This window comes from Aquabacterium sp. CECT 9606 (assembly GCF_918741295.1).
GTDB lineage: Bacteria > Pseudomonadota > Gammaproteobacteria > Burkholderiales > Burkholderiaceae_C > Aquabacterium.
Map to the genome: position 1 here is coordinate 88035 of NZ_CAKKNB010000002.1, position 12300 is coordinate 100334.

Here is a 12300-nt window from a genome sequence, read left to right on the forward strand (position 1 = left end):
CGATTCCAAAAACAAAACGGCGGTGGTTGCCGCAGCCCGGCGGCCCCGTGGACATCAGCCAATTGCTGGATTCCGCCAGTGGCGACCTGCCCTTGGCCGAGCGCCACCTGTGGCTGGTGCAATTGATGGATTGGGTTCGCTCTGGCGAGCCGGTTTCGGGCGTGAAGTACATCGTGCGGCAGTTGGCGCCGCCCTCCGAGCGCCGTGCCGGGGTCGTGGCTTTGCTGTCGGCGTTCTGGCGCGACATCGATGTGGCCGCATTGCTGGCCGACTATGGCTTTGCCGCGCGCACCTCGTTCACCGACGAGTTGGGTGAACGCCTTCGCGCGCGCTTGTTGCCCATGAGCCCGGCCACCACCGACCTGGCCAGCCTGTTCAACCTGCTGTTCAGCGACCCCAAGGACGCGAAGTGGCTGGTGCAGCTGGACGACGCGGTGCTGGCCGGGCTGGCCGGGCTGTGGCGTGAGGCCATTGACGCGATCGAATCCGAGCCGCTGGGCTGGCACGAGCCTTTCTACGACGCGATCATGTTCCTGTCCAGCCAGGTGCGGGCCGAAGGCTTTTCGCGCGAGTTGCGCGGGCGCATGGGCATGCGGGTCGACGTGGATTTCGATGGCGTGGAGTCGGGGGCCGAAGTGGCCGCCCCCACGCCCACACGCCAGGCCTTCAGGCAATTGGTGCACGTGGCCGAGAACCTGCACACCCTGGCCCTGAAGACCACCATCGGGCCCGCGCCCGATGAGCAAGTGCAAAGCACCTTGCTGCAAGAAGCGCAGTACCTGCGCGCCTTGCTGGACACCTGTGTCAAGGCGGCCCAGGGCATCCACGACCACCTGGAGTCCAACGGCATTTCGATCGACATCGTGTTCCAGATCGACCAGCTGAGCGAGCGCTGCCGGCGCATCGAGCAATTGCTGGATTGTGTGCTGTCCAGCCAACCGGCGTCCGACCTGCGCACGCTGATCGTCGACCTGATCCAGGTGGGGGCCAAACGCAGTGGCCTGCGCGCCTTGTTCACGCAGCATTACTCGCTGCTGGCGCGCAAGGTGGCCGAACGCAGCGCCGAAACCGGTGAGCACTACATCACCCGTGATCGGGCCGCCTATCTGGAGATGTTCAAGCGCGCGGCGGGCGGCGGCGCGGTGATGTCGATCACCACCTTCCTCAAGTTCGCCATCCTGGCGCTGGGCTTGTCGCCCTTCTGGAGCGGCCTGGCCGCTGGCACCAACTACGCCATCAGCTTCGTGGTGATCCTGCTGTTGCACTTCACCGTGGCCACCAAGCAACCGGCCATGACGGCACCGGCCATGGCGGCCAAGCTGGCCGACACCCGCAGCGATGAAGCGGTGGAAGGGTTCGTGGACGAGGTGGCCAACCTGATCCGCTCACAGGTGGCAGGCATCCTGGGCAATGTGCTGGTGGTGGCGCCAGTGGTGCTGGCCCTTCAGGCGCTGGCCTGGTGGGTGTTCAAGCGGCCACTGATCGATGTGCATTCAGCGCAGCACGTGCTCGAATCGCTGACCTTGCTGGGGCCATCGCTCTGGTATGCCGGCTTCACGGGCGTGCTGCTGTTCTGTTCCAGCTTGTTCGCAGGCTGGCTGGAGAACTGGTTCGTGCTGCACCGGCTGGACAGCGCCTTGCGCTGGAACCCGCGCATCCGCGCGGCCTTGGGGCCAGAGCGTGCGGTACGGTGGGCGGCCTGGTGGCGCCGCAACATCTCAAGCCTGGGCTCGAACGTGTCGCTGGGCTTGATGCTGGGCCTGGTGCCGGTGATCGCGGGCTTCTTCGCGCTGCCGCTGGATGTGCGGCACGTGACCTTGTCGACCGGTCAGCTGGCGGCGGCAGCGGGCACCCTGGGCCCGGCGGTGCTGCACCACCCTGAGTTCTGGTGGTGCGTGGCGGCCATTCCCCTGACCGGGCTGTTGAACGTGGGCGTGAGCTTCGTGCTGGCCCTGCGCGTGGCCATGCGCTCGCGCGGCGTGCGCATCAAGGACCGGGCGCGCTTGCAGGCGGCCTTGCTGCGCCGGCTTCGTCGCCATCCTTTGAGTTTTCTGGTGCCGCCTCGCTGACCTCGGGCAGCTCGCCCTTGGCGCGGCCCGAGAACATGGTCCACCACATGAGAAACAAGAAGAGGGCCAGTGCGCCCACGGCTTCCAACACAATCAGCCACATATGACGGTTCACCAGTTTTGTAAGCGGGCCACGGCGGCCCTGATGGTAGGCAGCCTTGCGGCTTGCGGCAGTGGTCCTTCACTGCGTTCCTCGGCCCCCATTGTCGCGCGCGCACCGGCCGTGGCGCCGGGCACGGTCTTGCCCCAACCTGATGGGCGTGGCGACCTGGTGCGGCCTCGCGCTTTGTGGACCCCGGCCCAGTACACCGATCTGCCTGGCTGGTCGCAAGACCGCGTGAGCGAGTCGTGGCCGGCTTTGTGGCACAGCTGCCAGCGGCCCGGCCCAGGCTGGGCCACGGTGTGCGCCGAGGTGCGCGAGCTGGGGGCCGACTGGGGCCGCCAGGTGGCCGATGATTTTGTACGGCAATGGCTGGAAGGGCATCTGCGCCCCTGGCGCCTGAACACACTGGATGGCCAGACCACAGGTTTGCTGACGGGTTATTTCGAACCCCTGCTGGACGCGCGCCGCAAGCCCGATGCGCGCTTTCAATACCCGCTCTACCGCGCCCCGGCCGACCTGGGCGTGCGCAAGCCGCACTTCACACGCGCAGAGCTGGACAGCTTGCCTGAAGCGCGGGCCTCGGTCGCGGGCCGCGAGGTGGTCTACCTGGCCGACCCGCTGGATGCCTTGCTGATCCAGGTGCAGGGCTCAGGCCGCGTGCGCTTGCAAGATGAGTTGACGGCCCAGGGGCAGCCCCGCACGGTGCGCCTGGCCTTTGCCGGCCACAACGACCAGCCTTACCAATCGGTGGCGCGCTGGCTGGTAGACCAAGGCGCCTTCTCGCTGGAGCAGGCTTCCTGGCCCGCGATCCGAGCCTGGGCCTTGCAGAACCCGCAGCGGGTGCCCGAGATGCTGCGCGCCAATCCCCGCATGGTCTTCTTCAAGGAAGAGGCTTTGGTCGATCCGCAAGCAGGTCCGGTCGGGGCGCAAGGCGTGCCCTTGATCCCTGGCCGTTCGGTGGCCGTGGACCGCGAGGCCGTGCCGCTGGGCACCCCCATGTGGCTGGACTCGACGGTGCCTCAACCGTGGAACCCGACCCCACCCGCACCTCAATCCCTGCAGCGCCTGGTGCTGGCGCAAGACACGGGCGGGGCCATCATTGGCGGCGTGCGGGCCGACTACTTCTGGGGTTGGGGCGACGAGGCCCTGGCACAGGCAGGCCGCACCAAACAGCCCATGTCGGCCTGGGTGTTGTGGCCCCGCTGATGGATCAGTAGGTCTTGTACGGCAAAAACTTGCCCGACATCACGATGCTGACCCGGTCGCCCATCGGGTTGGCTTCGCGCTGCAGGTCCATCTTGAAATCGATGGCGCTCATGATGCCGTCGCCAAACTCCTCGTGGATCAGCGCCTTGAAGGTGGTGCCATACACGCTGATCAGTTCGTAGAAGCGGTAGATGAGCGGATCGGTCGGCACCGACGTGGGCAGTGAGCCCTTGTAGGGCACTTCCTGCAACCACAGCTTGGCCTCGTCGGGCAGGCCGAAGACCTCGGCGATGGTGGCGGCCTGCTCGGCGCTGAAGGTCATCTGCCCCAGGCAGCCAGCAGTCACCCACTCCTTGCTCAGGCCCACTTTGGTGGCCACATCAGACCACTTCAAGCCCTTGCGGACTTTGGCTTCGATGATGAGGTCGGTCACGTCTTCGCGGTTCATGGTGCTGCTTCTTTCGTTCATTCACAGTTGGCGTTCGGATTCAAGGATGGCAACGTCGTTGATGCTGGCTTCGCGCCGCGCCATGAAGCCGCTTTCGTCGAAGGTCCAGTTCTCATTGCCATGGGCGCGCCACCACTGGCCGGCATCGTCGTGGTACTCGTATTCAAAGCACACGGCGATGCGGTTCGCGGTGAAGGCGAACAGGCGCTTCTTCAACTTGTACTGGTGCTCCTTGGCCCACTTGCGGGCCAGGAAGTCCTTGATGGCCTCGCGGCCCTGCAGGAACTCGCTGCGGTTGCGCCACCACGAGTCCTCGGTATAGGCCTTGGCGCAGCGCTCGGGGTCTTTGGAGTTCCAGGCGTCTTCGGCCATCTGGACCTTCAAGCGCGCGGTCTCTTCGGTGAAAGGCGGCAGGGGTGGGCGGGTGATCGTTGTCATGGCTTCACTGTAGACAGGCCGGGCACATCACGCCATCACGGCATCTGTGATTCGTTTGTAGGGCTGGCCCTACAGGCCTCGGTTAAACAATGCTGACCACCTGTTGGCGCACCGCATACAGGGCCAGCTCCACGTCGTTGCGTGCGCCGGTCTTGTCCAGGATGCGGGCCCGGTAGGTGGACACGGTGTTGGACGACAGGGCCAGCTGCGCGGCAATCTGGCCCACGCTGCGGCCTTCGGCCAGCAGCAGGAAAACCTGGTGCTCGCGCCGTGACAAGGCCTCGTGCGCGGGCTTGTCGCGCACTTCGCTCAAGGACGTGGCCAGGGCCTCGGCCACGCTGGCCGTCAGGTAGATGCCACCGGCAGCGGCCTTGCGCAGGGCCATCACCATCTCGTCAGGGTCGGCGCTTTTGTTGAGGTAGCCCGAGGCGCCCGCGCGCAGGCATCGCACGGCGAACTGCTTGTCGGGGTAGGTGCTGAGCATCAGCACGGCCAGCTTGGGGTATTCGGCCTTGAGTTGCTTGAGCACGTCCAACCCATCGCGCCCGGGCATGGCGATGTCCAGCATCACCACGTCCAGGCCCGGGCCGCCTTGTGCGTCCATCAACTGGCGCACCCGCTGCAGCGCCTGCACACCATCGGCCGCGTCGGCGACCACGGCCAGGTCGTCCACATCGCCCAGCACCTGGCGCAGGCCTTGGCGCACGATCAGGTGGTCGTCCACCAGCATGACCTGGATGGGGGCGCTCATGCGGCGCGCGCCTGCGTGGCGGCCTGTGCGAAGGCCTGCTGGTACAGCGGCATGCTCAAAATGACCTGCGTGCCTTTGCCCATCTGGCTGTCGATGTGCAGCCAGCCGCCGAAGTGGCCCGCCCTTTCGCGCATGCCCATCACGCCATAGGCATGGGGACTGTTGAAGGTGCTGGGCGGGGCGCCGCGGCCGTTGTCCTTCACGCGCACGGTGAGGTCGCTGGGCATGGCGCAGATGCGGATCTCCACTTCAGTGGCCTGGGCGTGGCGCGCCACGTTGCTCAGCATCTCTTGAAAAATGCGGAAAACCGCCGTGGCCAAGGGTCCTTCGGGGGCATTCAGGCCGGGCGCGATCTCCATGCTCCAGCGGCAACGCAACTCGCTGCTGTCCATGAAGTCTTGCGCCTGCCATTCCAGCGTGGGCCACAAGCCCTGGTGGTCCAGGATGGAGGGGCGCAGGTCGGTGATGATGCGGCCCACATTGTCGACCGCACCATCGATCAGACCACGCATGTCCTGGCATTTGCAATGCAAGGCGGGCTGGTCGGCCACGCGCTTTTCCAACCAGCTCACGTCCATCTTCAAGCCCACCAGCAAGCTGCCCAGCTCATCGTGGATTTCGCGGGCAATGCGTTGGCGCTCGGTCTCGCGCACCCCGTCGATGTGGGCCTGCAACTCGCGCAACTGGCTCAAGGCCTGGCTGAGGGCCTGGGTGCGCTCGGCCACGCGGTGTTCCAGTTCGTCGTGCGCCCGCTTGAGCCGCGTCGCCTGCTCGCGGCGCTCGCTGATGTCGACGAAGGTGACGACCGCGCCCAGCACTTGCCCGCCATCCAGGATGGGGTAGGAGGAGTATTCGGACGCGAATGACGTGCCATCGCTGCGCCACAGCACCTCGCTGTCGATGCGGCAAGGCACCCCCGCCCGGAAGGCGTTGTAGATGGGGCAGCAATCGACCGGGTAGTGGCCGCCCTCGGCATCGGTGTGGTGCATCAACTCGTGCATGTTGCGGCCAAGCACCGCTTCGGGCTCATGGCCCAGCATGTGGGCCCCCGCACGGTTGATGAAGGTGCACAGGCCATCGGTGTCGATGCCATAGACCCCTTCGCCGGTGGACTCGAGCAGCAGGCTCAGCCGGTCGCGCCAGACGGCCGCCGCGCGAGAGGCCTGGATACCGCTGGGAACATGGGATGAGGTGGACATGGGCTCAGCGCGTGCAAGGCCCATGCCACCCGCTGTCACAGACCGAACGCGGTTTTCAGCGCCAGGGCCACCGCGGCGTGCGCCTGGTAAGCCTCGGGGATGAAGCGCCCCATGTTGATGAAGTCGTGGACCACGCCCGGCCACACCGTGAGTTGCACAGGCACGCCGGCCGCCTGCAAGCGTTGGGCATATTTGCGGCCTTCGTCGGCCAAGGGGTCGCATTCCGCCAGGCCGATCCAGGCCGGGGCCACGCCCTCGTGGCTTGCCGCCAGCATGGGTTCACGCCGCCAGTCGGATTTGAAGCCCGCCCCCCGCGCCTGGGTCTCGAACCAACGCATCAGGGGCTCGTCAAGCATCAGCTTTTGCGACGAGAAGACCTTGTAGGACTCGGTGACGGCCGAGGGCTCGACCGAGGGGTAGAACAGCACCTGCAGTGCCAAGGCCACGCCGGCGTCGCGCGCCATCAGGGCCAGCGCAGCGCTGAGTGTGCCCCCAGCGCTGTCGCCCCCCACCGCGATGCGGGTCGGGTCCAGCCCCATGGAGATGCCTTCGGCCACCAGCCATTGCAAGGCCGCGAAAGCGTCTTCCAGCCCGGCAGGGAAAGGGTGCTCGGGGGCCAGGCGGTAATCAATGGCGACCACGGCAGCGCCACTTTGCTGGGCGATGCGGCGGCACATGCCTTCGCAGGTGTCGATGCCCCCCACCACGAAGCCGCCACCGTGCAGGTACAGCAGCACCGGCAGGCAGGCATCGTGGCTGGGCGCCCACAGGCGGGCGGGAATGGGGCCGGCCGGGCCCGCGATGCTGAAGTTGTCGACCCGCGCCACCTCGACCCGCTCGCCCTCCATGGCACCCACGCCCATGCGGTAGGACAGGCGGGCCTGGGCCACGGGTTGCTGGTGCAGGGGCGGCAAGCCCGCGCGCTCGACCTTGTCAAGCATCTTGCGGGTCATCTCGGTGAGGAAACTGGCGGCGTTGGCCATGGGCAAGTCCTTCGTGTTCGGCGTTCCAGGCCAGCGCGGCCTGCCCGCATTGTCACGGAGAAGCCAAAGCCCCGTCAGGGCGCGGAGACGCGCATTTCGAGCACTTCCTGCTCATCGCGGCTCACATCTTCGGTGGACAGCACACCGCGCCGGCTTTGCTGCACTTGCCCGCCGCGCTGGGCCACCGCCGTCCAACTGCCGAGGGGCAATTGCACCGTGGTCATGACCTCGGTGGATTCGGTCTGGCCGTCGGGTCCGTAGGGGCTTTGCTGGGCCACCCGTGCTTCCAGCTCAAGCGTGACCAGTTGCCCGCCGGTCCAGCGTGGGCGCACGGTGATGCCCCGGCCGGTGTCCACCAAAGTGGTGGAAGACCATGCCTGCCAGGCGGGCGCACCACCGGGGGCCGCCTGCGGATTGACCAGGTTGGTGCCGCCGGGGCCGCCCACGCCAAACTGCCACTGCGTCACCGGCCGGCTGTTGCCCAGATAAATGCGCGCCTTGCCGCCGTTGAGCACCTGCAGTTGCTGCAGCCCGGTTTCACTGCGCGAGCGGGTGGTCGAGGTGACCACCGCCCCCGCGCGGCCCTGCACGCCCCCCCGGCTGTCCACGATGATCTCGCCCGTGCGCAGTCCCCCGCCCTGGCGCTGCTGGTCGCTGGACGAACTCATGCGCCACTCCACCAGCAGGTTGCGCTGCGGGAGCGAGGCCGTCTGCGCCTGGGCCCCGCCCACCAGGCAGGCCAGCACCCAACCCCAGGCTCTTGTCTTGTTCACCATGTCATGTGTCCCCGGATGAAGAAATTCGCTGTCCATCATCGTCCTGGCCGCCAATGCCGGCAAGTGCGGGGTTGCACCCGCGCTTTTCCACGGCTTGAAAAAGCCCGCCGTGCCCGATGCTCAAGTCTTGACCCCAAAGGTCGATAAGCAGACTGAGCTGTCTTCCGCTTCTGGAGACAGTGTCCACATGGTTTCAATCGAGATGGAGGCTGGCGATGCAGCTCGAAGCACTTTTCAAACAACCCCAGGCCCTGCCGGCCGTGCCCAAGATCGTTCACGAACTGATCGACAGTTTCAACAACGACGACATTTCCATCGATGTCATCGTGCGCAAGATCGCCGCCGACCCGGTGTTGTCGGCCCGCCTGCTGCGGCTGGGCAATTCGGCCTACTACCATGTGTCGCGCAGCATTGGCACCGTCAATGACGCCGTGGCCATGCTGGGTTTCGTGACCGTGCGCACCCTGGTGATCAGCTCCGGCCTGACCGGTGGCTACAAATCCATGCCCGGCATGGACCTGAACAAATTCTGGCGCTACAGCATGCACACCGCTGCGGTGGCGCGCTGGGTGGCCAAAGCCGCCCACCAGAACGTGGACCTGGCCTTCACCGTGGGGCTGATGCACGGCATCGGCCAGTTGGTGATGCATGCCGGCATGCCCGAGCAGATGCTGCACCTGGACAAGCTGGCCAATCCGCTGGACCCGCGCCGCATCGACATGGAGCGCACTTCGTTCGGCTACAGCTTCGCCAATGTGGGCGCCGAACTGGCCCGCCAATGGAAGTTCCCACCGGCCTTCAGCGAGGCCATCGCCAATTTCCCCGACCCCCTGTCGCACGCGCCGTTCGACCCTGTGGCGGCGGTGCTGCACCTGTCGGCCTGGCGTGCCCGCGCCGAGCACAACGGCCTGGAAGGCGACGAATTGGCCGCCACCATCCCGGCCGAGGTCTGTGTCAAGCTCGGCCTCAAGCCCGAGACACTGCTGACCGAGATGCCGCCGCTGTCCGAATTGTGCGAGGGCATGGAAGCCCTGCTGGGTTGATCCTGCCGGCTTAGCCGCTCAGATCGACAAAGGGTCGACATCCACCGCCCAACGGACCAGTCCGTTGCGGCGGTTTTTTTGCGCCACATCCAGCCACAGCGGCTGGCTGTCGGTGAGAAAGCGCTGCAAGGCGGCGCGGTGGGGCGACTCGATCATCATCTGCGCCCGCTCGATGTTGGCCACGCGCTGCACGGGCGTGGGCACGGCCGGGTACAGCGTGACGCAGCCCACAGCGTCGGCCGAGGGTTTGGCTGCGTCTGCCGCATCGCGCAGGAAGGCTTGTGCCGCCTCTTGCGTCTTGCCCTCGGCGCGCAGCATGGCCAGGCTGGCGTACGGCGGCAGGCCTGCCATCTGGCGCTCTTCCAGTTGCCTGGCCGCGAAGGTGGGGTAGTCATACGCCCGCAGTGATTGGTACAGCGGGTGCATGGGGTGCCAGGTCTGCACCCACATCTCGCTGCGGCCAGCGGCTTCGGCATCCCGCCCGGCGCGTCCTGCAGCCTGCAGCAACAGCGAAAACTGGCGCTCAGCCGCGCGGAAGTCGCTGGCGAACAAGGCAGCGTCGGGGTTCACGGCCGCCACCAGCGTGATGCGGCGGAAGTCGTGCCCCTTGGCCACCATCTGCGTACCCACCAGCACGTCGATCTCGCCGGCGTGCACGCTGGCCAGCTGTTCTTCCAGCGCGCCTTTCAGGCGGGTCACGTCGGCGTCGATGCGGCCGATGCGGGCATTGGGCATGGCGGCGGCCAGTTGTTCTTCCAGGCGCTCGGTGCCCCGGCCCACAGGCTGGATGTCGGTGTTGCCGCAATCGGGGCAGGCGCGCGGCACGCGTTCGGTGAAGCCGCAGTGGTGGCAGCGCAGGGTGCGGTCCTGCTTGTGAAAGACACGCCAGGCGCTGCAATGCGGGCAGCCGCTTTTCCAGCCGCAATCGCTGCAATGCAGCACCGGCGCATAACCCCGGCGGTTGAGCAGCACCAGGCTTTGCTCGCCGCGCGCGGTGCGCTCTTCGATGGCGTGCAGCAGCTCTTGCGCCACGGGCGGCGGCTCCTGGCCCATGGTGGGCTTGAGCACCTTGGACAGGTCCAGCACGCGCACGCGCGGCATCACGCCATCGCCCACGCGGGCCGGCATGGCCAGGCGCAGGTAGCGGCCCGCGCCGCCTTCGCTGGTGGGCAGGGCGTTGAACCAGCTCTCCAGGCTGGGCGTGGCCGAACCCAAAATCACCGGCACCTTTTCAAGGCGGGCGCGGTACACGGCCAGATCACGCGCTGAGTAACGGGCCCCATCCTGCTGCTTGTAGCTGGGGTCGTGTTCCTCGTCGACCACGATCAGGCCCAGGCGCGGCAGGGGCGTGAACACCGACAGGCGCGTGCCCAGGACCACGTCGGCCTGACCCAGGTGGGCCATCAGCCAGTTGCGCAGGCGCTGGGCTGGCGTCAGGGCACTGTGCAGCGACACGATGCGCCGGCCAGCGAAGCGCTCGGCCACACGGGCCTCCAGCTGTGGCGTCAGGTTGATCTCGGGGACCATGATCAGCACCTGCTTGCCATCGTCCAGTGCGCGTTGGGTCTGGCGCAGGTAGACCTCGGTCTTGCCACTGCCGGTGCTGCCCCACAGCAGGCAGGGCTGCTCGCCGGGCTGGGCCAGCGCCGCCAGGGCCTGGGCTTGCTGCTCGGTCAGCTCCGGCAGTGGTGGCAATGACGCCGGTGGCAGGGGCTCGAGCAAGGCCTTGTCCAGGCGCTTGCGGCGGCGCTGCCATTGCAGGGCGTCCAGCTGGCGCAGCTCGGGGGGCAGCACCATCAAGGCCATCTCGCCCAGGCTGCGCTGGTAGTAGGCTGCGGCAAACGCCACCAGTTGACGCCAGGCCTTTGGCAGGGGCGCCAGGCCCGACAGCACCTCGGCCACCTCTTTCAGATCGGCCTGCGCGAAGGCCGAAACCTCGCCCTCGGGCGCCTCGTCCCACACCACCCCGGTGACCACCCGGCGGCCCAGGGGCACGCGCACCAGTTCACCGGGCAGCAGGGCCACCTCGCTGGCGTAATCCAGGGCACCCCACAAGCCGCTGTGCTGAGGCGCCTCGACCACCACGCGGACCCGGTGCAGCACCGTGTCGGCGGTCAAAACAGGCTCCAAAAGGGGCGGCAAGGGATGGCGGGCCAGGGCAATCGTGTCTCCGAACTTCTGACAAGGTGTGAAAGGATGCACGCAAGTGCTTGATTTCAGGGCATCAAACCCTTATCCACGGGGTCTGTGGATAACTTTGTGGGAAACCCACGCAGATGTGCGCTAAATGCTTGTCGCACCGTGGTTTGGCTTAAATTGCCACAAGATGAGGCAATCATGGTCTTTCTATATGAATCAATGACTTAGCAGCGTGGCACCGACAGGGTTCACGGGCAGGTACCGCGCCCCATGCTTGTGCATTGGGCCTGCGGGAAATGGGGATAACTGATCTTTCGGGAAGACAAACTAAGGGTTTAACCCAGTTGCTCAAAATCCTACAAGCCTTGTCATCCTTCCGAAATTTGCAAAGCCGGGCAGAGCGCATTGTTCCACGCTCAGGGCTCGCCTGAATATTCAGGGGGCGTGGGGCACCCACGGATTTCTGGCGCTTGCTGCGTTGTCTCAAAGTTGATCGGCAACAGCCTACGCTAAGTCCTTGATTCACATAGGCCCGAGCTTGTCCACCAAACCTGTGGATAACTTTGTGGGAAACCTCTGCACACCCGCGCTAACTCTTTGTCAGCAGAGGGTTTCCCCTGTTCTGCCCAAACTTGAGGCACGGGCAAAGAATGCAATTAAATCAATGACTTAGCACATGAACACGGCGTATCCGGGGTGGTGATTATAAAATGCAACAGGCGCTTTTAAGGTGCATGGATTTTGGGGATAAGTGGGCCCCGCTTATCACAAAACCTTCCGAGAACCCACGCTGGCACACGCCGGTTTTGTGCTATGCAGCACCGCACAAGGAAAACCCGGAAAGCGGTAAACAAGCGTTTGAAGCAGTTATGCTTACGCCTTCACCTTCCCACCTTCTTCCATCTTTGTTGAGAGACATTGCAATGAGCTTCTCGATCGAATCCAAACTCGGCGATCTGCTGGACAACGAAACCACCAAGGCCATCTTGGAAAAACACCTGCCCGGCATTTCCACCCACCCGCAAATCGCGATGGGCAAGGGCTTTGCGCTGTCCATGGTTGCCAAGTTCTCCGGTGGCCTGATCACCGACGACCTGCTGGCCAAGGTCGACACCGAGCTGAAAGCTCTGGGCTGATCCACGGAT

General features: G+C 65.7%; 11 protein-coding genes. 4 read left to right on the forward strand and 7 right to left on the reverse strand.

Going from position 1 to position 12300, the window contains the following annotated elements; genetic code table 11:
• Positions 1-47: 47 nt before the first annotated feature.
• Together LQ232_RS08170 and LQ232_RS08180 are read left to right on the forward strand one after the other, a co-directional pair.
• On the forward strand, positions 48-2069 hold the full coding sequence (locus LQ232_RS08170; RefSeq protein WP_230179828.1) for a site-specific recombinase: 2022 nt from the start codon (positions 48-50) through the stop codon (positions 2067-2069).
• Between the two features lie 145 nt (positions 2070-2214).
• Positions 2215-3378, forward strand: coding sequence for a murein transglycosylase A (locus LQ232_RS08180; protein WP_230179830.1), 1164 nt, complete (start codon positions 2215-2217; stop codon positions 3376-3378).
• A gap of 4 nt (positions 3379-3382) precedes the next feature.
• Here LQ232_RS08180 and cynS read toward each other — a convergent pair whose 3' ends face one another.
• The 6 genes from cynS to LQ232_RS08210 form a co-directional block, all read right to left on the reverse strand.
• A complete protein-coding gene (cynS, locus tag LQ232_RS08185) occupies positions 3383-3826 on the reverse strand; it encodes a cyanase (protein WP_230179831.1) in 444 nt (147 codons plus the stop codon).
• A 21-nt stretch (positions 3827-3847) separates the two neighbouring features.
• Positions 3848-4264 carry a nuclear transport factor 2 family protein gene (locus tag LQ232_RS08190; RefSeq protein ID WP_230179832.1) on the reverse strand — a complete coding sequence of 139 codons (417 nt, stop codon included), beginning with the start codon at positions 4262-4264 and terminating at the stop codon, positions 3848-3850.
• An 82-nt stretch (positions 4265-4346) separates the two neighbouring features.
• Positions 4347-5015, reverse strand: coding sequence for a response regulator transcription factor (locus LQ232_RS08195; RefSeq protein ID WP_230179833.1), 669 nt, complete (start codon positions 5013-5015; stop codon positions 4347-4349).
• On the reverse strand, positions 5012-6214 hold the full coding sequence (locus tag LQ232_RS08200) for a PAS domain-containing sensor histidine kinase (RefSeq protein WP_230179834.1): 1203 nt from the start codon (positions 6212-6214) through the stop codon (positions 5012-5014). The genes LQ232_RS08195 and LQ232_RS08200 overlap by 4 nt, the downstream gene beginning before the upstream one ends.
• A 35-nt stretch (positions 6215-6249) precedes the next feature.
• On the reverse strand, positions 6250-7197 hold the full coding sequence (locus LQ232_RS08205) for an alpha/beta hydrolase (protein WP_230179835.1): 948 nt from the start codon (positions 7195-7197) through the stop codon (positions 6250-6252).
• Positions 7198-7271: 74 nt separating this feature from the next.
• Entirely contained in the window at positions 7272-7973 is a 702-nt protein-coding gene (locus tag LQ232_RS08210; RefSeq protein ID WP_230179836.1) for a hypothetical protein, read from the reverse strand.
• Positions 7974-8188: 215 nt separating this feature from the next.
• Here LQ232_RS08210 and LQ232_RS08215 point away from each other — a divergent pair, with 215 nt between their 5' ends.
• Positions 8189-9016, forward strand: coding sequence for an HDOD domain-containing protein (locus tag LQ232_RS08215; protein ID WP_230179837.1), 828 nt, complete (start codon positions 8189-8191; stop codon positions 9014-9016).
• Positions 9017-9034: 18 nt separating this feature from the next.
• On the opposite strand, the gene priA is transcribed toward LQ232_RS08215, so the two are convergent.
• A complete protein-coding gene (priA, locus tag LQ232_RS08220) occupies positions 9035-11134 on the reverse strand; it encodes a primosomal protein N' (protein ID WP_230179838.1) in 2100 nt (699 codons plus the stop codon).
• Between the two features lie 755 nt (positions 11135-11889).
• Between priA and LQ232_RS08225 the strand changes: the two genes are divergently transcribed.
• Positions 11890-12291 carry a hypothetical protein gene (locus LQ232_RS08225; protein ID WP_230179839.1) on the forward strand — a complete coding sequence of 134 codons (402 nt, stop codon included), beginning with the start codon at positions 11890-11892 and terminating at the stop codon, positions 12289-12291.
• Positions 12292-12300 lie beyond the last annotated feature (9 nt).

Excerpts from the sequence above, each read along its gene's own strand:
- LQ232_RS08180 (WP_230179830.1), top strand. The coding sequence starts at position 2,215 with ATGGTAGGCAGCCTTGCGGCTTGCGGCAGTGGTCCTTCACTGCGTTCC.
- cynS (WP_230179831.1), bottom strand. The coding sequence starts at position 3,826 with ATGAACCGCGAAGACGTGACCGACCTCATCATCGAAGCCAAAGTCCGC.
- LQ232_RS08190 (WP_230179832.1), bottom strand. The coding sequence starts at position 4,264 with ATGACAACGATCACCCGCCCACCCCTGCCGCCTTTCACCGAAGAGACC.
- LQ232_RS08195 (WP_230179833.1), bottom strand. The coding sequence starts at position 5,015 with ATGAGCGCCCCCATCCAGGTCATGCTGGTGGACGACCACCTGATCGTG.
- LQ232_RS08200 (WP_230179834.1), bottom strand. The coding sequence starts at position 6,214 with ATGTCCACCTCATCCCATGTTCCCAGCGGTATCCAGGCCTCTCGCGCG.
- LQ232_RS08205 (WP_230179835.1), bottom strand. The coding sequence starts at position 7,197 with ATGGCCAACGCCGCCAGTTTCCTCACCGAGATGACCCGCAAGATGCTT.
- LQ232_RS08210 (WP_230179836.1), bottom strand. The coding sequence starts at position 7,973 with ATGGTGAACAAGACAAGAGCCTGGGGTTGGGTGCTGGCCTGCCTGGTG.
- LQ232_RS08215 (WP_230179837.1), top strand. The coding sequence starts at position 8,189 with ATGCAGCTCGAAGCACTTTTCAAACAACCCCAGGCCCTGCCGGCCGTG.
- LQ232_RS08225 (WP_230179839.1), top strand. The coding sequence starts at position 11,890 with ATGGATTTTGGGGATAAGTGGGCCCCGCTTATCACAAAACCTTCCGAG.